The sequence below is a fragment of the Streptomyces sp. NBC_00876 genome, assembly GCF_045207435.1.
In the GTDB taxonomy this organism is placed as follows: Bacteria; Actinomycetota; Actinomycetes; order Streptomycetales; family Streptomycetaceae; genus Streptomyces.
Window position 1 is genome coordinate 6,669,530 of sequence record NZ_CP108800.1, and the last position, 20,533, is coordinate 6,690,062.

A 20,533-nucleotide genomic window follows, 5' to 3' on the forward strand; every position below is an offset into this window, starting at 1 on the left:
GATTTGGTACGTGACCGTCACCCTTGCGATCGTCGGAGCCGGGGCCCGGGGGGCCTCCTACGCACGCATCGCCGCCGCCCAAGGTGGAGCCGTCGTCACGGCGGTCGCCGACCCCGACCCCGTACGCCGCCAGGCCCTGGCGGACGAGTTCGCACTGCCGCACGACCGGGTCTTCACCAACTGGGCGGAGCTCGCCTCCCGGCCCCGCCTCGCCGACGCCGCGATCGTCGCCACGCCCGACCGCATGCACGCCGAACCGGCCGTGGCGCTGGCCGATCTGGGCTACGCGCTGCTGCTGGAGAAGCCGATGGCGCCGACGGAGGAGGACGCCCGCCGCATCGTCGAGGCCGCCACCCGCAACGACATCCTCCTCGCGGTGTGCCATGTCCTGCGCTACACGCCCTACTCGGTCAAGCTCAAGCAGCTCATCGCCTCCGGGCGGATCGGCGACGTCGTCAGCGTCGAACACCTCGAGCCCGTCGGCTGGTGGCACCACGCGCACTCCTACGTACGCGGGAAGTGGGGCGTCGAGGCGGAGTCGTCGTCCATGCTGCTCGCCAAGTCGTGCCACGACATCGACTGGATCGGCCATGTGGTGGGCAAGCCGGTGGAACAGGTCTCGTCCTTCGGCAGCCTCTTCCACTTCCGCCCGGAGAACAAGCCGGAAGGCGCCGGTGACCGCTGTGTCACCTGCCCCGTCGAACGCACCTGCACCTACTCGGCCCCGCGCATCTACGAGCGCTTCCTCGGCGACCCGGTCTTCGAGCAGTGGCCGCTCGGCGTCCTCACCGACGACGTGACGAGCGCCGGTCTGACGAAGGCGCTCGAGGACGGCCCGTACGGCGAGTGCGTCTACAACGGCCGCAACGACGTCGTGGACCACCAGGTCGTGAACCTCCAGTACGAGGGCGGCGCCACCGCCTCCTTCACCATGACCGCCTTCACCGGCCTCGACTTCCGCAAGACCCGCGTCTTCGGCACCCAGGGGTCGCTCGACGGCGACGGCCGTACGCTCACGCTCCACGACTTCCTCACCGACACCCGCGAGGTCTTCGACTTCGACCCCGAGGGCGGGGCATCGGCGGCGGACGGCCACGGCGGCGCGGACGACGAGCTGATCCGGGCCTTCATCGCGGCGATCGCGGGCGACGACCGGGAACTGGTGAACACCGGCCCGGACGAAGCGCTGCGCTCGCACCTGGTGGTCTGGGCGGCGGAACGCGCACGCCACAGCGGCCAGGTCGTGCACCTGGCCTGACCCGGCGTGCGCGGGGCCCTGCCGATTCCGTCCCGGATCGACGCCATTTCCCGGGGGAACGATGAGTTTCCCGCGCCGCGCCGGTCTGTACAGGTGAGACCGACTCACGGAAGGCCGGCGCCATGCGGAAACTGATCTACGGCATGAACGTGACCCTGGACGGCTACATCGCCGCGCCAGGCGACGACATCGGCTGGAGCGTGCCGAGCGACGAGCTGTTCCAGTTCTGGTCCGACCAGTTGCAGGCGACCGACCTGTCGCTGTACGGGCGCAAGCTGTGGCAGATGATGAGCTCCTACTGGCCGACCGGCGACCAGCGGCCCGACGCCACCCCGGCGGAGACCGAGTTCGCACGCCGCTGGCGGGACATGTCGAAGGTGGTGTTCTCCTCGACGACCGACAAGGTCGACTGGAACGCCCGCCTGGTCACCGGCGACGCGGTCGCCGAGATCACCCGGCTCAAGGCCGAGGACGGCGGCCCGATGGACATCGGCGGCGCGACGCTCGCCCGGGCGGCCATGCGGGCCGGGCTGATCGACGAGTACGTACTGGCCACCGCGCCGGTCCTGGTGGGCGGCGGCACGCCGTTCTTCACCGCGCTGGACAACTGGGTGAACCTGAACCTGGTCCAGACGCGGACGCTTCCCGGCGGCGTGATCCTGACCAGGTACGCGACCAGGCGCTGAGAGTACGGCGCGGCCTTCGGGAACCCACCGCACGCTCACACCGCCGGGGCGGTGCGTGTGCGGTGAGCGTTACCGCCCAAGATCGGCCGGGGTCACATCGGCGTAACGGGCAATTCGTACGGTCGGGGGCACGGTCCGATCCACGGAAGGTCCCCCGGTGCCCCCACAGAGCTCGTCGGCAGGCGTCGCTCAGGTACGTACGGTCTGCTCGTACTGCGGAGTGGGCTGCGGCATGGTCCTCGACGTCGCCGCCGGCCCCGACGGGCGCCGGAAGGTTCTCAGGGCGTCGGGGGACAAGGACCACCCCGCCAACGCGGGACGGCTGTGCACCAAGGGGGCGACGACCGCCGGCATGCTGGCCGCCCCCGGCCGGCTGACCACCGCCCTGATCCGGCCCGGGCGCGGGGCCGGGACCGTGCCGGCCACCATGGACGAGGCGATCACCACCGCGGCGCGACGGCTGCGGGGCATCATCGACGAGCACGGCCCGGACGCCGTCGCGTTCTATGTGTCCGGGCAGATGAGCCTGGAGGCGCAGTACTTGGCAAACAAGCTGGCCAAGGGCTTCGTGCGGACCAACCGGATCGAGTCCAACTCGCGTCTGTGCATGGCCAGCGCGGGCAGCGGCTACAAGCTCTCGCTCGGGGCCGACGGCCCGCCCGGTTCGTACCAGGACTTCGAGAAGGCGGACGTCTTCCTCGTCATCGGCTCCAATATGGCCGACTGCCACCCCGTCCTCTTCCTGCGGATGATGGAGCGGGTCAAGGCCGGTGCCCGGCTGATCGTCGTCGACCCCCGGCGCACCGCCACCGCAGACAAGGCCGGGCTCTTCCTCCAGATCGCCCCCGGAACCGATCTGGCCCTGCTCAACGGACTGCTGTACCTCCTGCACGCCGACGGGCACACGGACGCCGCGTTCATCGCGGAGCGCACCGAGGGCTGGGAGGCGATGCCGGAGTTCCTCGCGGACTACCCGCCCGACGTCGTCGCGGGGATCACGGGCATCCCCGAGGAGGACATCCGGCGGGCGGCGCGGTGGATCGGCGAAGCGGGCGAGTGGATGAGCTGCTGGACCATGGGGCTCAACCAGTCCACGCACGGAACCTGGAACACCAACGCGCTGATCAATCTGCATCTGGCCACCGGCGCAATCTGCCGTCCGGGCAGCGGCCCCTTCTCGCTCACGGGCCAGCCCAACGCCATGGGCGGGCGCGAAATGGGGTACATGGGTCCGGGCCTGCCCGGCCAGCGGTCCGTGCTGGTGGACGAGGACCGCGCGTTCACCGAGGAACTCTGGGGCCTGGAGCCCGGCACCATACGCAAGGACGGGTCCGGCAAGGGCACCATCGACATGTTCCGGCGGATGGCGGACGGCGACATCAAGGCCTGCTGGATCATCTGCACCAACCCCGTGGCCTCCGTCGCCAACCGCAGGACCGTGATCGAGGCCCTGGAGACCGCCGAACTCGTCATCACCCAGGACGTGTTCGCCGACACCGAGACCAATGCCTACGCCGATGTCGTGCTGCCCGGCGCCCTGTGGAGCGAGAGCGAGGGCGTACTGATCAACAGCGAGCGCAGCCTCACCCTCGCCCGGCAGGCCGTGGACCCGCCCGGTGAGGCGCTCGCGGACTGGCGCATCATCGCGCGGATCGCCTGCGAGATGGGCTACGCCCACGCCTTCACCTACGGCAGCGCCGAGGAGGTCTTCGAGGAGATCAAGGGCGCCGCGAACCCCGGGACCGGCTACGACCTGCGGGGCGTGACGTACGAGCGGCTGCGCACCGGGCCCGTCCAGTGGCCCGCACCGACGGCCGACGGGCCCGATCGCAATCCGGTCCGCTACCTGGCCGAGGACGGCGGTCCGGTGTTTCCGACAGCGGGCGGACGGGCCGTCTTCTTCGCACGCCCGCACGTTCCGGCTGCGGAGATGCCGGACGACGACTACCCCTTCGTCCTCAACACCGGCCGTTTGCAGCACCAGTGGCACACCCTCACCAAGACCGGGAAGGTCGCCAAGCTCAACCGGCTCGACCCGGCGCCGTTCATCGAACTGCACCACGAGGACGCGGGCCGGCTCGGCATCGCGGAGGGCGACTCGGTCGAGGTCGCATCCCGGCGCGGCCGGGCCGTGCTGCCCGCCGTCGTGACGGACCGGGTACGTCCGGGCTGCTGCTTCGCGCCGTTCCACTGGAACGACCTGTTCGGCGAGTATCTGAGCGTCAACGCCGTGACCAGCGACGCCGTGGACCCGGTCTCCTTCCAGCCCGGGTTCAAGATGTGCGCGGTCACGCTGACGAAGTCGGCCACCGCCTTCACGCTCTCCCCGGCCAAGGCCGCCGCGCCGGCCGTCGAACCGCCCGGCCTTCGCCTGCCCGCGGTCGAACCGGCCGCCCCTGTGCCGGCCATGCCCACCGCGCCCGGCGCAACCGCCGCCGGGGTCTTCGGGCTGGAATCCGCACCGCCGCCCGTGCTCGCCGAGCACGAACGCCAGTACCTGGTCGGATTCCTCGCCGGACTCGAGTCGGGCACACCGGGTGTCCCCGTGCTGCCCGCCGGTGCGCCGTTCGGCGCGGAGCACGCGCGATGGGTCAACGGCGTCCTCGCCGGTATGTACTCGCGCGCCCCGCAGACCGTGGCGGAACCGGTGGCGCAGGCCGCATCCCCGGGCCGGGACGTGGTCGTGCTGTGGGCCTCGCAGACCGGCAACGCCGAGGACTTCGCCACGGCCGCCGCCGGCCGGCTCACCGAGACCGGGCACCGGGCACAGCTCATCGGCATGGACCGGGCGGACCCGCGCGCCCTCCCGCCGGCGGCCGACCTCCTGCTGATCACCAGCACCTTCGGGGACGGTGACGCGCCCGACAACGGGTCCGGGTTCTGGGACGCGCTGACCGCCGCCGACCTCCCGTCCCTGGACGGCAGGCGGTACGCGGTGCTGGCCTTCGGGGACTCCTCGTACGACGACTTCTGCGGGCACGGCCGGCGTCTGGACCAACGGCTGGACGAGCTCGGGGGCGTACGGCTGGCTCCGCGTACCGACTGCGAACCCGACTACGAGCCCTCCGCCCTCGCCTGGCTGGACGAGGTTCTCGCCGGCCTCACGGCACCGCCGTCGGCAGCCCCGCCGGTGACCGCCGCGGCTCCGGCCACCCCTGCCCCCGCACCTGTCCGCAGCTCCCGGCCGGCACCCGCCACGGCCAGGCTGGCCGGCAACCGGCTCCTCAGCCTTCCCGGCGCGGGCAAGGAGGTCCGCCGGTTCACCTTCGACACCCGGGACCTGGGCGCTCCCCTCGGCTACGAGGCCGGCGACGCCCTCGGCGTACATCCCGTCAACAGCGCCGATCTGGTGGCCGAATGGCTGGCCGTCACCGGGCTCGACCCCACCGCCCGGGTCGATGTCGCCGGCCTCGGCGGGATCGCGCTGGCCGACGCCCTGCGCGGACACCTGGACATCACCCGGCTCACCCCCGCCCTGCTGGGCTTCGTCACCGAACGCACCGGCGACCGGGCCCTGAAGAAGATGCTGCGCCCCGACAACAAGGGCGAGCTCGCCCGCTGGTCCTGGGGCCGGCAGGCCGTCGACGTCCTCGCCGAGTACCCCGTCCGCGCCACCCCCGAGGAGTGGGCCGGTGTCCTCAAACGGTTGCAGCCGCGCCTGTACTCGATATCGTCCAGCCCGCTCACCGACCCCCACCAGGTGTCCCTGACCGTCTCCGTCGTCCGGTACGAGAACCTGCGGGGCCGCCCCCGCGCCGGGGTGTGCTCGCCCTTCCTCGCCGACGCCGCCCCCGGCGCCCCGGTCCCGGTCTTCGTGCAGCGTGCCCCGCACTTCCGTCCGCCGGCCCGGCCCGGCACCCCGATGGTCATGGTCGGCCCGGGTACCGGCGTGGCACCGTTCATCGGCTTCCTGGAGGAACGCCGCGCGCACCGCCACCCCGGCCCCAACTGGCTCTTCTTCGGCGAACAGCACCGCGCCACCGACTTCTACTACGAGGACGAGCTGACCGCCTTCCTCGCCGACGGCACCCTCACCCGCCTGGACACCGCCTTCTCGCGCGACCAGCGCGCCAAGGTCTATGTGCAGGACCGGATGCGCGAACACGGGGCCAAGCTGTGGTCCTGGCTCCAGGACGGCGCCCACTTCTACGTCTGCGGCGACGCCGCACGGATGGCGAAGGACGTCGAGCAGGCGCTGCGCGACATCGCGGTCGCCCATGGAGGTCTCGCCCCCGACGCGGCGGCGCTGTACGTCAAGCAGCTCGCCGCCGACAAGCGGTACGTACGCGACGTCTACTGACCGGGACGCACCGCACGGATCACAGCGCCACCACCGTGGCCTCGGTGGCCTTCACACTGGTCCACACCCGTACGCCGTCCGCGAGGGAGAGCGCGGCGGCGGACTGCGGGGTGATCTCCGCGACGAGGTCGGGTGCCTGCTCCGAGACGACCAGGACCCGGAGCCGGCTCCCGCTGGCGGTGATCTCCCGCACGGTTCCCGGCCAGACGTTACGGGGGCTGCCGGTGGGCCGGTCCCGGTGAACGGAGACGGCTTCCGGGACGATGACCGCGAGCGCGGGCGTGCCGGCCGGCAGGGGCTCGGCGACGACGAGGTGGCCCCCGTCCCTCAGCCGCAGGCCGTCGGCGGTGGCGGTGCCGGGCCAGGCGTTGCGGCCCAGCATCCTGGCCACCCAGGGGGAGCGCGGGTGGCGGGTGACATCGGCGGGCGGGGCGTCCTGGAGGGCCCGGCCGTCCTCGAGGACGAGGACCCGGTCGGCCAGTGCGATCGCCTCGACGGGGTCGTGGGTGACGATCAGGCACACCCCGCCGAAGCCGTCCAGATGGCGGCGCAGCGTGTGCCGCACCTGGGCGCGGGTCGTCTGGTCGAGGGCGGCGAGCGGCTCGTCGAGCAGCAGGAGCCGGGGGCGGGCGGCCAGCGCGCGGGCGAGCGCCACCCGCTGGGCCTGACCGCCCGAGACCTGTGCCGGTCTGCGCCCGGCGAGATGGCCGACGCCGAGCCGGTCCAGCCACTCCTGGGCGCTGCGCCGGGCCTCGGCACGCGGCACCCCGCGGGCGCGCAGCCCGTACGCGGTGTTGGCCAGCGCGTTCATGTGGGGGAAGAGCGCCCCGTCCTGCGGGACCCAGGCCACACCCCGGCGGTGCGGGGGCAGCGCCGTGACGTCGGCGTCGCCGAGCCGGAGTCCGGCGTGGGCGCGCGGGGTGAGGCCGAGCAGGGCCCGCAGAAGGGTGGTCTTGCCGGCGCCGTTGGGGCCGACGACGGCGATCGTGGTTCCGGCGTCAGCCTCGAGGGTGAGGGTGTTGAATCCAGTGACCTCGGCGTGCAACGGCCAGCTCTCCCGGGCCCCGTCGGCGCCGGGCACGTCCTTCCCGGGCACGTCCTTCCCCGGCGGGGGTATGGGTGCGGGCGCGGGTTCCTCCGCCGGTACGTGCGCCTGCGCCGCGCCGGTGCGGGGCGTGCCGGTCCAGCGGCCGCGCAGGCCCAGCAGCACGGCCATGGCGATGACGAGCAGCAGCAGCGAGACCGACGTGGCGGCCTCCGGGCTGTCCTGGAGCAGCAGATAGACCTGGAGGGGCAGGGTCTGCGTGGTGCCGGGGAGGTTTCCGGCGAAGGTGATGGTCGCGCCGAACTCGCCGAGTGCGCGCGCCCAGGTGAGTGCGGCGCCCGCGGCCAGACCGGGGGCGACCATCGGCAGGGTGACGGTGAAGAACACCCGGACCGGCGAGGCCCCCAGGGAGGCCGCGGTCTCCTCGTAACGAGGGCGCAGTCCGCCGAGCGCTCCCTCGAGGCTGATGATGAGGAACGGCATGGCGACGAAGGTCGCGGCGAGGACGGCACCGGAGGTGTGGAAGGGCAGGGTGATGCCGAACGTGCCCTCCAGCCACGGTCCGAGCAGCCCGCGGCGTCCGAACGCGAGGAGGAGGGCGACTCCGCCGACGGTGGGCGGCAGCACCATCGGCAGCAGGACCAGCGAGCGGACGAACGCCTTGCCGGGGAAGTCGACGCGGGCCAGCAGCCAGGCGAGCGGGACCCCGAGGACCAGGGAGAGGCCCAGCGCCCAGCCGGAGACGACCAGCGACAGGGTGAGCGCTTCGGTGGTCCCGGGGCTGGTGAGGTGCGCGCCCAGTTCACCCCAGGAGGTGCGGGCGAGGATCCCGATCAGGGGCAGCAGCAGGAAGGCGATCGCCAGGAGTGCGGGGATCGCCAGCGCGAGGGGTGCGCGCGGACTCGTGGAGCGGCTGCGGAGGCGGTTCATCGAATTTCCTGGGGCTGGAGGACCGGTGTGCCCGGCCCGGGGCCGGGCCGGGCATACGGGACAGCCCTACGTTACGGCTGCTGGAAGCCCGCATTCGCGAGGATCTTCTGCGCCTCGGGGCTCGAAAGCCACTTCACGAACGCGGCCGCGGCGGCGCTGTGCTCGGAGGTCTTCAGCGTCGCCGCCGGGTACGAGGCGACGGCGTTCTGCGCGTCCGGGATGTCGACGGCGTCGACCTTGTCGGTGGCGGTGGCCACGTCCGTCTTGTAGACGAGACCGGCGTCGGCCTCGCCGAGCTCGACCTTGCTGAGGACGGAGCGGACGTCGAGCTCCTGGGAGACCGGCTTCACGTCGATCTTCTGGGCGTCCAGGATCTGCTTGCTGTAGCGGCCCACCGGCACCTCGGGTGCGGCGAGGACGACCTTGAGCCCGGTGTCGGCGAGGTCCTTGAGGTCGTCGATCTTCTCCGGGTTGCCCTTGCCGGTGGCGATGACGAGGCGGTTCTTGGCGATGACCGTGGGCGAGCCGGTGTCGGACTTCAGGCCGTCCATCGTCTTGGTGTCCGCGGTGACCAGGGCGTCGGCGGGGGAGCCCTGCTTGACCTGGGCGGCCAGCTGCTGGGAACCGGCGAAGGAGAACGTCACTTTCGTGCCGGGGTTCTCCTTCTCGTAGGCCGCGCCGGCCGTCTTGAAGACATCGGTGAGCGAGGCGGCGGCGAGCACCGTCAGGTCGGCCTTCGGTGCGCCGGTCGCGGACGCCGGGGCGCTCGACCCGGTGGCCGAGTCCTTCGTGTCGTCGTCACTGCCGCACGCGGTGAGAGGGACGAGCAGGCCCGCGACGACGACGGCGGCCGCGGCGCGCCGTCCGGTGAGGGTGAAGGACATGAGGGTGGGACTCCTTGGGAACGCGGTCGGCTGGTGCCGCCCGAGCGGATGGTGGTGTGCCGCGCCGAGTGGGGCCTCCCCCGCTCGAGTCGGTCCGGGCGTTCAGGGGGAGGGCGACGCCGCTGGTGGAGCGATGCGCCGGGTGCGGTGGATGTGCACGCCGGCCGGCTTCACGCGGGCGGTGGCCCGCATCCCGGCCTCGAGTCCCGGCCCGTCGGCCGCAGCCGAGCGGCCTGCTCGATTGTGTAGGACTGCATGTGCCACAGAGTATGCGTTCTTAGATCGCATTTACAACGTTCTATGCGATACCACATGGCAGATGCGCTGAGGCATGGAGGAACGTCCGAATCACCCGTCCGGGCGAAGCCCCCCCGACCCGCCCGTACAGACCGCGATTCTCCCGGCCCGCACCCGCGTACCCCTGCGGCGGCCAATCCCTGACTGCTTCCTGACCGCAGCCTGTCCGTTCCCCGACGGCGCGGAGACGGAGTTCTGAAGGAGCCCTGAACCGGGACGCCTTGTCCCGTTCCGCGGCCGCACCCGATGCTGGAGGGACAGCGTCCGCGGCGAGCGGACGAGAACGGGGACGCATGATGCTGACGAGTACGGCACACCCTTCGCACCGGGCCCCCGCCCCCGGCGGCCTGTCACCGGGGGTCCGCAGGATCACCCTCGACGCGGCCGGGACGCCCCTGTCCGCGCTGCTGAGCGAACCCGCCGGCGGACGTGCGCCGCGGGCGACCGTCGTCGCCCTGCACGGCGGCGGAATGAGCGCCGGGTACTTCGACGGGCAGGCGCATCCGGACGTCTCCCTGCTGACGCTCGGCGCCCGCCTCGGCTACGCCGTGCTCGCGCTCGACCGGCCCGGATACGGTGCCTCGGCCCCGTACCTGCCCACCGGGCAGCGGCTCCTCGAGCAGGCGGCGACGGTGCGCGCGGCGCTCGCCGACGCGCAGGCCCGCCATGTGTCCGGTCCGCTGTTCCTGCTCGCCCACTCCTTCGGCGGGAAGCTCGCCCTCGCCCTCGCCGCCGACGCCCCGCCCGACACCTTCCTCGGCCTTGACATCTCCGGCTGCGGACACCGGCCGGCCGTATCCGCGGCGCTCCTGGGCCGCGGCGCGCGCACCGGCCTGCGCCGGCTCAACTGGGGTCCCCTGCGGCTCTACCCGGACGGCACCTTCAGCGAGGTCGCGGCAGTCGTCGCGCCGATGCCCGGGCAGGAGATCGAATCGGCGCAGGAGTGGCGGGGACTGGCCACCCGTCTGCTGCCGCGCGTGCGGGTGCCGGTGCGCTTCACCTTCGCCGAGCACGAGGCCTGGTGGCGCCAGAGCGACGCCGACCTCACCGACCTCGCCGCACAGCTCTCCGCGGCGCCCCGGGTCCTCATCGACCGGCTCTCCGGAGCCGGGCACAACATCAGCCTCGGCTGCGCCGCCAGGGCGTACCACCTGCGTGCCCTGGCCTTCCTCGACGAGTGCCTCGATACGGGCGCGCCATCCGCCGAACGGTGACCGGCGACGCCCGGACCCGCCCCTTCCGGGCCCTCGGGATCCGCAACTTCCGGCAGTTCGCCGCAGGCCAGGTGGTCTCGGCCGCCGGCACCTGGATGATGGTCGTCGCCCAGGACTGGCTAGTCCTGGAACTGACCGGGGACTCGGCGACGGCCCTCGGCACCGTCACCGCCCTGCAGTTCACCCCGATGCTGCTCTTCACGCTCCACGGCGGAAGGCTGGCCGACCGGTACGACAAGCGGGCGCTGCTGCTGGCCACCAATCTCCTGTCGGGCCTGCTCGCCCTCCTCCTGGCGGCGTTCGTCCTCACCGGCACGGCCGATCTCACGGACGTCCATGTCTTCGCGCTCTGCCTCGGACTGGTCAACGCCGTCGAGGTCCCCACCCGGATGGCGTTCGTCGGCGAGCTGGTGCCCCCCGAACTGCTGCCCAACGCCTCGGCGCTGAGCGCCGCCTACTTCAACGTCGCCCGGGTCGCCGGCCCCGCCGCTGCCGGCCTGCTCCTCACCGTCCTCGGGACCGGCTGGGTCATGCTGGTCAACGCGCTCAGTTATCTGGCGACCGTCGTCGCCCTGCGCCGGATCCGCCCCGGCGAGCTCTACCGCACAGCCCGTACGGCGGGCCGTGCGCGTGTCACCGACGGACTCCGGTACGTGCGCGGGCGCCCCGACCTCATGATCCCGTTCGCCATGATCGCCGGAGTCGGCCTGTTCGGTCTCAACTTCCAGCTCACGCTGCCGCTGCTCGCCAGGACCGTGTTCCACGCCGACGCCTCGTCCTTCGGCCTGCTCACCACGGTCTTCGCCGCGGGTTCGCTCGTCGCCGCGCTCCTGACCACGGCCCGCACCGCGCGGCCCTCGGCCCGGCTGGTCACCGCATCGGCCCTCGCCTTCGGGGCGCTGGAGGCCATGGTCGGATGGGCTCCGTCCTACCCGGCCGCCCTCGTCCTGCTCTTCCTCACCGGCGGCGCCTCCATCTACTTCGCCCAGGCCGTCAACCACCGCATCCAGCTGGGCAGCGACCCCCTCTACCGGGGCCGGGTCCTCGCGCTCTACACCCTCATCCTCCAGGGCTCCACCCCGCTCGGAGCCCTCATGGTGGGGTACCTCGCCGAGGCCCGGGGCACCCGGAGCGCGTTCGTCGTCGGCGGCCTCGCCTCCCTCGGTACGGGCCTCGTCGCCCTCTGCCTGCGCGCGGGCCGCAGCGGTCCCGGGGACGGGCCGGGGACGGGCGGACCCGCCACCGAGGACGTGCGGACCGGGAACGCGCGGCCGTGAACACTCCGCCACAGGTCAGGATCCGGACCCTGACACTGCCCGAGCCGGGCGACCGTACCGCGCCCCCGGCCGCCGGAGCCCTCGACGACGGCTGCCTCGACGACGGCGAACGGGCCCGTGCCGACGCCTTCGCCAGTCCGCGGGCCCGGCTCCGCTACGTCACCGCACACCTCGCGCTGCGCGCGGTCCTGGCCGAGTACACCGGCACCGACCCGGCGCGGCTGCGGTTCGGGCGCGACCGGCCCGGCGGCTCGGACGGCCGGCCACGCGGCCGGCCGGTGCTGCTCGGATTCCCGCAGGGGCCGCACTTCTCCCTCTCGCACAGCCACGGCCTGATCATGATCGCCGTCGCCACCGCGCCGGTCGGCGTCGATGTGCAGCGCGAGCCGCCGCCCGGAACCGTCGACGCGATGCTGCCCCGGCTGCATCCGGAGGAGCGCGAGGGACTGCTGCGTCTTTCCCCGGCCGGGCGCACCGCCGCCTTCACCCGGCTGTGGACGCGCAAGGAGGCCTACCTCAAGGGCCTCGGCACGGGGCTCGCACGCGGTCCGGCCACCGACTGCCTCCTGGAGGGCGCGCGGACGCCGCCGCCGGCCGACTGGCACCTCCGCCACGTCCCGGCACCCCCCGGGTACGCGGCGGCGACCGCCGTCGCGCACCGCGCACCCCGGGACAGCCCTTAGCCTCCGGCCACCGCACCGGCACGGCGTGAACCGGCCACCGAGGCGAGCAGTTCGCGCGTGTACGGATGGGCGGGCTCCGCGAACACCCGCGCCACCGGGCCGGACTCGACGAGCCGGCCGCCCCGCATCACCCCGACGCGATGGGCGATGCCCCGCACCACGGCGAGGTCGTGCGAGATGAACAGACAGCTCAGCCCCGACTCGTCCTGGAGCTCGGTGAGCAGCTCCAGGATGCGCGCCTGCACCGACACGTCGAGCGCCGACACCGGCTCGTCGCACACCACCAGATCCGGGCGCAGCGCCAGCGCACGGGCGATCGCCACCCGCTGGCGCTGACCGCCCGACAGCTCGTGCGGGCGTCGCCGTAGCGTGCCGGCCGGGAGCCGCACCCGGTCCAGGAGGGCCACCGCCTCCCGGGTGCGTTCACTCCGGCTGCCCACCCGGTGCGCGCGCAGGGGTTCCGTGATGATGTCCCCCACCGACAGGCGCGGATCGAGGGAGGCGTAGGGGCTCTGATAGACGATCTGCATACGGCGCCGCAGCCGGCGCAGCGCCTCCCCGCGCAGCCCGGTGATGTCCTCGCCGTCGAAGCGGATCGTGCCGGACGTCGGCCGGGCCAGGCGGACCAGCAGCCGGGCAGTGGTCGACTTGCCCGACCCCGACTCCCCGACCAGGGCGAAGGTCTCCCCGCGCCCGATCCGCAGGTCCACGTTGTCGACGGCCCGCAAGGGCGACTCCCCGCGCCCGCGCCGGGGGAACTCCTTCACCAGCCCCTGGGCCACCACCAGATCCCGGGACAGCTCCGCCGGCCGGACCGGCGGGGTCCTCTCCCGTACGGCGACCAGGCTCGGCGCGGACCGCAGCAGATCGCGGGTGACCGGGTGTCCGGGGTCGCCCAGCACCTCCCCGACCGGCCCGGACTCGACGATCACGCCGTCCGACATCACCGCCACGCGCCCGGCCCGGTCGGCGGCGACCCCCAGATCGTGGGTGATGAGCAGGACCGCCGTTCCCGTGCGGGCGACGAGTTCGTCCAGGTGGTCCAGGAGGGCACGCTGCACGGTGACGTCGAGTGCGCTGGTCGGCTCGTCGGCGATCAGCAGCTTCGGCCGGGCGGCGAGGGCGATCGCGATGAGCGCCCGTTGCCGCATCCCGCCGGAGAGTTCGTGCGGGTACTGCCGGGCCCGCAGTTCCGGTTCCGGCAGGCCCGCCTCGGCCAGCAGCTCGACGGCGCGCCGCGCCGCCTGGCGCCTGCCGGCCACCAGCTTGTGGATCAGGAGGACTTCGCCGACCTGCGGACCGATGCGGCGGACCGGGTTCAGCGACACCATGGGGTCCTGCGGGACGAAGCCGATGTCCCGGCCGCGGTGGCGGCGCACCGCGGCCTCGCCGGCCGTGGCGAGATCGGTCGCGCCGAAGACGACGCGGCCCGCCGTGAGCGCCGCGCCGGGCGGCAGCAGGCCGACGACGGCGTGGGCCGTCGTGGACTTGCCCGATCCCGAAGCGCCCACCAGCGCGACGACTTCGCCGGGTGCGACGGTCAGCGACACCCCGCGTACCGCGTCCACCCGGCCGGTGCCCGAGCGGTAGGAGATCCTCAGGTCCTCGACGCGGAGCAGGGGACGGGGTGGTGCGGGCGGGTCCGCCGGCCGGGCCGCCCCCTGCTCTGCCGGGGGTGTCAGGGGTGTCGTCATGGGGCGCTCTCCTTCGCCTCGCCGTCGAGGGCGCGGGCGATGCGATTGGCGGCCAGGACCGTCGCCGCCAGGGCGAGTCCGGGCAGCGTGGTCAGCCACCAGGCGGTGGCCAGGTAGTCACGGCCACCGGCGACCAGCGACCCCCACTCGGGGGCCGGCGGGCGTGCCCCGTAACCGAGGAACGACAGCGAGGACACCTGGAGCACGACCCCGCCGAAGTCCACCGCCGCGTACACGAGGACGGGCCCGGCCGCGTTCGGCAGCACATGCCGCAGCAGCACCGCGTACCACCGGGTGCCACTGGCGCGGGCTGCCTCCACATACGTGGTGCGGGCGACCCGCAGGACCTCGGCCCGCATGATCCGGGCGAACATGGCCACGCTCGTCACCCCCACGGCGACGGCGACCTCCACCGTCCCGAAGCCGAGCGCGGTGACCAGGGCGAGCGAGAGCAGCAGTCCGGGCACGGCCAGCAGCACATCGGTGAGCCGCATCAGCACACTGTCGGCCCACCCGCCGGCCGCACCGGCCACCAGCCCGGTCAGCGACCCGGCCACCAGGCCGACGAGGACGGCGAGCGCCGTCGCCCGCAGGGTGAGGGAACTGCCGTGCACCAGCCGGGTGAACAGATCGCGGCCGAGCTGGTCGGTGCCCAGGAGGTGCTCCCCGTCCGGTGGCCGGAGCCGGTCCGCGGGGACCCCGGCCAGGGGATCGCCCCCGGTCAGCGCCGCTGGGTACAGCGCGGCCAGCAGGACCAGCGCGATGAACAGGACGGACAGGACGAGACCGGGCCGGGCGAGCCAGAACCGGGCGGCCCGGCGCAGCCGCGCGGTCCGCTCCGGAGCCCCGCCGGCCAGGGAGGTGCCGAGTACGGTCATGGGGTCACCGCCGTCGGGCCGGCCGTCGCGATCCGCGGGTCGAGCAACGGATGCAGCAGGTCCACGGCCAGGTTCGCCAGGACGAACGCGCACGCCCCGAACACCACGAGCCCCTGGACGACGGGAATGTCCTGCGAGGTCACGGCGGTCGCCGTCAGCCGTCCGATCCCGGCCCGGGAGAACACGGTCTCCACCACCACGGACCCCGCCAGCACATGGCCGACCAGGACCCCGGCGACGGTCAGCGGTGCGAGGGCGGCGTTGCGGGCCGCGTGGGCGAAGTGGATCCGCAGCCGGCTCGCCCCCTTGGCGGCGGCCGTCTCGATGTACGGCTCGGCCAGTGCGGTGCGCAGGCTCTTCGCGAAGACCTGGGCGACCAGCGCCGCCGCCGGCAGCGACAGGGTCACCGCCGGCAGCAGCAGCGACGCGGCTCCCTCGTCACCGAAGGCCGGCAGCAGGCCCCAGCGGAAGGAGACGAGCTGGATGAGCACGAGACCGACCCAGAAGGTGGGGGCGGCCACCCCCGCCGACGGGAGCGACAGCAGTAACTGCCGCAGCCACCGCCGGCGGGTGTACGTGCCGGACAGGGCGACCCCGGCTCCCAGCGGCAGGGCCAGGGCGAGCGTGGCCGCGGTGAGCTCCAGCGTCGCCGGGAACGCGTCCGTGATCATCCGTGAGACCGGTTCGCCACTGTGCACGGAGGCGCCGAAGTCCCCGCGCAGGGCGTGGCCGAGCCCTGTCGCGTACTGCTCCGCCACCGGCCGGTCGAGTCCGTACCGGGTGCGCAGCGAGGCGAGCTGTTCCGGGGTGACGGAGGTGCTGTCGCCGCCGCCCGCCGCCATGACGGTCACCGGGTCGCCGGGCAGCAGGTAGAGCACCGCGAACGACAGGGTGTAGGCGGCCCAGAGGACGAACACGGCCTGCGCGAGGCGCCGTACGGTGTAGGCGGCCATGGTCAGGACAGCCACGCGTCGTGGAACCGCGGGTAGGACGTCGAGTCCAGTGACAGGCCGTGCACCTTCTCGCTGACGCCGTAGACACTCGCCATCTCGAACACCGGTATCTGGTAGCCCTGTTCGAGTACGCGTCGCTGGGCGGTGGCGACCAGTGCGGCCCGCTTGTGCGGGTCGCTCGCGGCGGCCTGCGCGTCCAGGGTGCGCTCCAGCTCCGGGTCGGTGATGCGGCCCAGGTTGAGCAGCTTGCCGGAGAACGCGGTGCGCAGGATGTCCGGGTCGTTGCGGGTGCCATTGCCCCAGGCGAGGTCGTAGTCGCCGGCTCCGCGCGCCTGCTGGTAGTCGGGCAGCGAGAGCAGTTTGAGGTCGAGGCCGATGCCGCTCTTGCGCAGCTGCTGCTGGATCAGTTCCAGCACGGTCTGGTTGGGGCCGAAATTGGCGCCCAGGATCACCTTCAGTCTGAGCTTCTTGCCGTTCTTGACCCGGATGCCGTCCGGGCCAGGCAGCCAGCCGGCCGTGTCGAGCGTGCTCTTCGTCCGTGCGGGGTCGAAGGCGAGCAGCTTCGAGTTGTCGGCGTAACCGCCGGTGGAGCTGGACAGTGCGCTGGTCGCGGGGAGATAGCTGGGGCTCAGCACGGTCTGCACGACCTCGTCGCGGTCCACGGCGGTCTGGAGCGCCCGGCGTACGGCCGGGTCCTTCGTCAGCGGCCGTGCGGTGTTGGCGCTGAGCGCGACGGGAACGCCCGGGTTGGGCCGGTCGAGCACGGCGAGCCGCTGGGAGGAGAGGGTGCTCTGGTCCTGCGGGGCGACACCGGCGGTGGCGTCGATCTGTCCGGAGGCCAGACTCCCGCTGCGTACACCCGCTTCGGGGACGACCTTGAAGGTGAGCTTGTCCAGATACGCGGCCCCGCGGCGCTTCCAGAGCGGGGAGCCCCAGGTGTAGCCGTCGCGCCTGGTCAGCTCCACCGAGGTGTTCGGGGTGTAGCCGTCCAGGGTGAACGGCCCGGAACCGATCAGCTTGGCGGTGCAGCGCCGGTCGGCGGGGAGTTTCAGGCTCGCGGGGGAGAGGAGCCCGAGCGTCGCCGTCGATGTCGCTTGCAGGAACTGGGCGTTGGGCCCCTTGAAGGTGACCTTGGCCGTGTACTTGTCGACCGCCTCGGTGCTGCGGTAGCCCTGGAGGAATCCGGCGCCCAGCATCGACTTGGCGCCCAGGGCCGCGACCGCGTCCAGGTTGGCCTTGACCGCCTCGGCGTCGAGCGGGGTGCCGTCGGCGAAGGTGACGTCCTCGCGCAGGCTGAAGGTGAACTGCGAGGCGTCCGGCGAGACCTCCCACGTCCGCGCGATCCAGGGCACGATCTGCCCCGTCCTGGGGTTCTGGTCGGTGAGCGAGTCGACATAGGTGCGGGCGGCGTACAGCGCGTCGCTGGTGGTGGCCTGGTGCGGATCGAGGCAGCCGGGATCCGAGGACAGCGCGAACCGGAGGTGGCCGCCGGACTGCGGCGTGGACTGCGCCTCGCCGGAGGACCCGGATGCTCCGGAGCAGGCGGTCGCGGTGAGCGAGAGGACGAGCGAGGCGGCGAGGGCGGCCAACGGGGATCTCGCGGAGAGGCGCGAGGGTGCGGGGCGGCTGGACATCAGGGAACGACTCCGGGTGAACGAGAGCGGAAGAGAGGGAGATCCGGGCCGATTCCGCGCAGGCGGCGGGACGGCGGGGCAGGGCGGACCGGCGCCCGGCGGACAGGCCTGTACGCCGGTCCGCCGGGGGCACCGGCTGTGTGCGGGGTCGCCGCGGGCATGGCTGTGACACACGGCTGCCCGTGGGAAACGGAGGGCGGGGTCGTCAGTGACCCGGACAGAGGGCGCCGGCGATGCGCTTCAGATCGATGTGGCGCCGGGTCGTCAGCGGTACGGGCTCAGACACGGCCCATCCTGAAGCCGACACCGCGGACGGTGATGATCCAGTCGGGCGAGCCGAGCTTGGCGCGGACCGCGCTCACATGCGTGTCGATCGTCCGGCTCGCCCGGGTTCCCGGGATATGACGCCCCGGGAACCCCCACACACCGGCCATCAACGACGCCCGGGAGTGCACGGTCTGCGGCTCCGACGCGAGCCGGTGCAGCAGGTCGAACTCCTTGAGGGTGAGACTGATCAGCCGGCCGTTGAGCCGCACCTCCCGCGTCTCCGGGTCGATGCACAGCGATCCGTGCGCGATCGCCGCCGCCCGCGCGACGCGGGCCGGCTCCGGTCGGGAGCGGCGGAGCACCGCGTCGATGCGGGCGAGCAGTTCCCGGAATCCGTACGGCTTCGCCATACAGTCGTCGCAGCCCGCCTGCAAGCACAGAATCCGGTCGAGTTTCATTCCGGCATCCGTGAACGCGATGACGGGAATATCACTCTTCGCCCGGACGGTCCGGCAGACCTCGAGGCCGTCGATGTCCGGCAGGAGGAGATCAATGAGAAAGAGATCGAATTTCTCGTGCATTTCCAAGGCTTCGGTGCCCGTCGCACAGATCTCCACGTCATATCCATGACGCTTCAGCTGGGTGCTCAATCTGTTTCCGTTCGACCTGTCGGAATCAACGACCAGGACGCGCATCAATTCCCCCGTTCCAAGGCGCAGGCGCGGCACCCGAAGTGATGGACCCCAGGCTAGACACGCGGCCGCGCGCCTGACTGTGAGCGGGGTCACAAGGGGTGTCCGAATGGGGTGCCCTGCGCCTTCCTGCGTAGGGATTTGTACTTCCCCTGACATTCCCTTGTCAGTCACCGCGCAGTCGGACGTGGCACAGAAGCCGTTCCGCTCCGCGAACGTCAGAGATCCGTCCGGCCGACTTGACGATCGCCTGACAGCTCCTTGCGCAGGACCTTGACTTTCTGCCTTGAAAACGAAAAGCGCGGCGGCCGAGGATGTTTCACGTAAGCAGGAATCGAACGGACCGTCAGTCGGGAGACTCCATGGATGCGTCGGTCATCATCGTCGGAGCGGGACCTGCCGGGCTCGTACTCGCCGGTGAATTACGTCTGGCCGGAATCGACGTCATCGTCGTCGAACGTCTTTCCCGGCGCACCGGGGAATCGCGCGGACTGGGTTTCACCATTCGTACGACGGAAAGCCTCGACCAGCGTGGCCTGTTGGCGCGCTTCGGGGAGCTGGAGACCAGCACGCAGGGCCACTTCGGCGGCCTGCCGCTCGACCTGGCCGTCCTCGGCGGAGCCCACCCGGCCGCCCGGGGCGTGCCGCAGTCCGTCACGGAGACGGTCCTGGAGGGCTGGGCGCGTGAACTGGGCGCCGACATCCGGCGCGGACAGGAGTTCCTGTCGCTCCAGGACACGGGCGAGAGCGTCACCGCGCGCATCAGGGACGGCGACCGGGAAACCGCGCTCACCGCCCGCTACCTCGTCGGAACGGACGGCGGACGCAGCGCCGTCCGCAAGGCCGCCGGCTTCGACTTCCCCGGCACCGAGGCCACCACGGAACTGCTCCTGGCCGACATCAGGGGCGTGGACGTGGACCCCCGGATGACCGGGCAGAGCCTCGCGGGCGGGATGGTCATGGCCGCCCCGCTCGGCGGCGGGCTGCACCGCGTCATCGTCGGCGAACGCGGCGCCCTGCCGGGCCGGCGCACCGGGCCGCCCGCCTTCGGCGAGGTCGCCGACGTATGGAAACGCCTCACCGGCAACGACATCTCGGGCGCCGAGGCGGTATGGGTATCGGCCTTCACCGACGCCACCCGGCAGGCCTCCGAATACCGCCGGGGCCGCGTCCTGCTCGCAGGCGACGCCGCCCACATCCATCTGCCGGCCGGCGGACAGGGCATGAACACCTCCATCCAGGACTCGTTCAACCTCGGCTGGAAGCTCGCCGCCGTCCTGCACGGCACGGCGCCCGCCACCCTGCTCGACACCTACCACTCCGAACGCCACCAGGTGGGACGGCAGTTGCTGGCCAACACCCGCGCCCAGAGCCTGCTCATCCTCGGCGGTGACGAGGTGCAGCCGCTGCGGGACGTCCTGTCCGAACTCCTCCCGTACGAAGAAGTGGCCCGCCACCTCGCCGCCAAGGTCAGCGGGGTCGACATCAGGTACGACACCGCAGCGGGCACCCATCCGCTGCTCGGCGCCCGGCTGCCCCGTCTGGAGCTGACCGTCGGCGCCGCCCGCACCAGCTCCACCGCCCTGCTGCGCCCCGGCCGCGGAGTGCTGCTCGATCTCACGGACAACCCCTGGCTGCGCCGCCGGGCCGCCCGCTGGCGGGACCGGATCGACCTGGTCACCGGCGTCCCGCACGGCCCCGTACCCGAGGACCTCACCCGCACCACCGCGGTCCTGCTGCGCCCCGACGGCTATGTCGCCTGGGCCGCGCCCGGCAGTCACCACGATCTGCCCACCGCGCTGGACCGCTGGTTCGGACCCGCCTGAACCCCCACCGCTCTC

Annotated in this window: 15 protein-coding genes; 7 read left to right on the plus strand and 8 right to left on the minus strand. The window is 72.6% G+C overall.

Annotation, left to right across the window (positions count from 1 at the left end; translation table 11 throughout):
• Positions 1–10 precede the first annotated feature (10 nt).
• From OG782_RS29275 to OG782_RS29285, 3 genes are all read left to right on the plus strand, one after another.
• A complete protein-coding gene (locus tag OG782_RS29275; RefSeq protein WP_406455987.1) occupies positions 11–1,258 on the plus strand; it encodes a Gfo/Idh/MocA family protein in 1,248 nt (415 codons plus the stop codon).
• A 122-nt stretch (positions 1,259–1,380) separates the two neighbouring features.
• Positions 1,381–1,944: a dihydrofolate reductase family protein gene (locus OG782_RS29280; protein ID WP_406455989.1), complete on the plus strand. Its 564-nt coding sequence runs from the start codon at positions 1,381–1,383 to the stop codon at positions 1,942–1,944.
• Between the two features lie 232 nt (positions 1,945–2,176).
• Complete coding sequence (locus tag OG782_RS29285) at positions 2,177–6,244, plus strand: molybdopterin-dependent oxidoreductase (RefSeq protein WP_406459334.1); 4,068 nt, start codon at positions 2,177–2,179, stop codon at positions 6,242–6,244.
• A 19-nt stretch (positions 6,245–6,263) separates the two neighbouring features.
• On the opposite strand, the gene OG782_RS29290 is transcribed toward OG782_RS29285, so the two are convergent.
• Both OG782_RS29290 and modA read right to left on the minus strand, forming a co-directional pair.
• Positions 6,264–8,219: an ABC transporter permease gene (locus OG782_RS29290; RefSeq protein ID WP_406455991.1), complete on the minus strand. Its 1,956-nt coding sequence runs from the start codon at positions 8,217–8,219 to the stop codon at positions 6,264–6,266.
• 71 nt (positions 8,220–8,290) lie between these two features.
• Entirely contained in the window at positions 8,291–9,103 is an 813-nt protein-coding gene (modA, locus tag OG782_RS29295) for a molybdate ABC transporter substrate-binding protein (RefSeq protein ID WP_406455993.1), read from the minus strand.
• Between the two features lie 590 nt (positions 9,104–9,693).
• Here modA and OG782_RS29300 point away from each other — a divergent pair.
• Genes OG782_RS29300 through OG782_RS29310 form a run of 3 tightly spaced genes read left to right on the plus strand, consistent with a single transcriptional unit; the run spans position 9,694 to position 12,574 of the window.
• Positions 9,694–10,614 (plus strand): alpha/beta hydrolase, encoded by a 921-nt coding sequence (locus tag OG782_RS29300; RefSeq protein ID WP_406455995.1) that lies wholly within the window; start codon positions 9,694–9,696, stop codon positions 10,612–10,614.
• On the plus strand, positions 10,611–11,891 hold the full coding sequence (locus tag OG782_RS29305) for an MFS transporter (protein ID WP_406455997.1): 1,281 nt from the start codon (positions 10,611–10,613) through the stop codon (positions 11,889–11,891). The genes OG782_RS29300 and OG782_RS29305 overlap by 4 nt, the downstream gene beginning before the upstream one ends.
• Positions 11,888–12,574 (plus strand): 4'-phosphopantetheinyl transferase family protein, encoded by a 687-nt coding sequence (locus tag OG782_RS29310; protein ID WP_406455998.1) that lies wholly within the window; start codon positions 11,888–11,890, stop codon positions 12,572–12,574. The genes OG782_RS29305 and OG782_RS29310 overlap by 4 nt, the downstream gene beginning before the upstream one ends.
• Here the strand turns inward: OG782_RS29310 and OG782_RS29315 are convergent.
• The 6 genes from OG782_RS29315 to OG782_RS29340 all read right to left on the minus strand — a co-directional run bounded on the left by OG782_RS29315 (position 12,571) and on the right by OG782_RS29340 (position 18,728).
• A complete protein-coding gene (locus OG782_RS29315; RefSeq protein WP_406456000.1) occupies positions 12,571–14,268 on the minus strand; it encodes a dipeptide ABC transporter ATP-binding protein in 1,698 nt (565 codons plus the stop codon). The genes OG782_RS29310 and OG782_RS29315 overlap by 4 nt on opposite strands.
• Positions 14,265–15,146, minus strand: a complete 882-nt coding sequence (locus tag OG782_RS29320) for an ABC transporter permease (protein WP_406456002.1) — start codon at positions 15,144–15,146, stop codon at positions 14,265–14,267. The genes OG782_RS29315 and OG782_RS29320 overlap by 4 nt, the downstream gene beginning before the upstream one ends.
• Positions 15,143–16,099 (minus strand): ABC transporter permease, encoded by a 957-nt coding sequence (locus OG782_RS29325; RefSeq protein ID WP_406459336.1) that lies wholly within the window; start codon positions 16,097–16,099, stop codon positions 15,143–15,145. The genes OG782_RS29320 and OG782_RS29325 overlap by 4 nt, the downstream gene beginning before the upstream one ends.
• A 2-nt stretch (positions 16,100–16,101) precedes the next feature.
• Entirely contained in the window at positions 16,102–17,733 is a 1,632-nt protein-coding gene (locus OG782_RS29330) for an ABC transporter substrate-binding protein (protein ID WP_406456004.1), read from the minus strand.
• Positions 17,734–17,938: 205 nt separating this feature from the next.
• Positions 17,939–18,040 carry a putative leader peptide gene (locus OG782_RS29335; protein ID WP_406456006.1) on the minus strand — a complete coding sequence of 34 codons (102 nt, stop codon included), beginning with the start codon at positions 18,038–18,040 and terminating at the stop codon, positions 17,939–17,941.
• Positions 18,012–18,728 (minus strand): response regulator transcription factor, encoded by a 717-nt coding sequence (locus OG782_RS29340; RefSeq protein WP_406456008.1) that lies wholly within the window; start codon positions 18,726–18,728, stop codon positions 18,012–18,014. Before OG782_RS29340 ends, OG782_RS29335 begins: the two co-directional genes overlap by 29 nt.
• 326 nt (positions 18,729–19,054) lie before the next feature.
• On the opposite strand from OG782_RS29340, the gene OG782_RS29345 reads away from it, so the two are divergent.
• A complete protein-coding gene (locus tag OG782_RS29345) occupies positions 19,055–20,518 on the plus strand; it encodes an FAD-dependent monooxygenase (protein ID WP_406456010.1) in 1,464 nt (487 codons plus the stop codon).
• Positions 20,519–20,533 lie beyond the last annotated feature (15 nt).

Bases quoted from the DNA above. Each gene is read 5' to 3' on its own strand.
- OG782_RS29280 (WP_406455989.1), top strand. From the start codon at position 1,381: ATGCGGAAACTGATCTACGGCATGAACGTGACCCTGGACGGCTACATC.
- OG782_RS29285 (WP_406459334.1), top strand. From the start codon at position 2,177: ATGGTCCTCGACGTCGCCGCCGGCCCCGACGGGCGCCGGAAGGTTCTC.
- OG782_RS29290 (WP_406455991.1), bottom strand. From the start codon at position 8,219: ATGAACCGCCTCCGCAGCCGCTCCACGAGTCCGCGCGCACCCCTCGCG.
- modA (WP_406455993.1), bottom strand. From the start codon at position 9,103: ATGTCCTTCACCCTCACCGGACGGCGCGCCGCGGCCGCCGTCGTCGTC.
- OG782_RS29300 (WP_406455995.1), top strand. From the start codon at position 9,694: ATGATGCTGACGAGTACGGCACACCCTTCGCACCGGGCCCCCGCCCCC.
- OG782_RS29315 (WP_406456000.1), bottom strand. From the start codon at position 14,268: ATGACGACACCCCTGACACCCCCGGCAGAGCAGGGGGCGGCCCGGCCG.
- OG782_RS29320 (WP_406456002.1), bottom strand. From the start codon at position 15,146: ATGACCGTACTCGGCACCTCCCTGGCCGGCGGGGCTCCGGAGCGGACC.
- OG782_RS29325 (WP_406459336.1), bottom strand. From the start codon at position 16,099: ATGGCCGCCTACACCGTACGGCGCCTCGCGCAGGCCGTGTTCGTCCTC.
- OG782_RS29330 (WP_406456004.1), bottom strand. From the start codon at position 17,733: ATGTCCAGCCGCCCCGCACCCTCGCGCCTCTCCGCGAGATCCCCGTTG.
- OG782_RS29345 (WP_406456010.1), top strand. From the start codon at position 19,055: ATGGATGCGTCGGTCATCATCGTCGGAGCGGGACCTGCCGGGCTCGTA.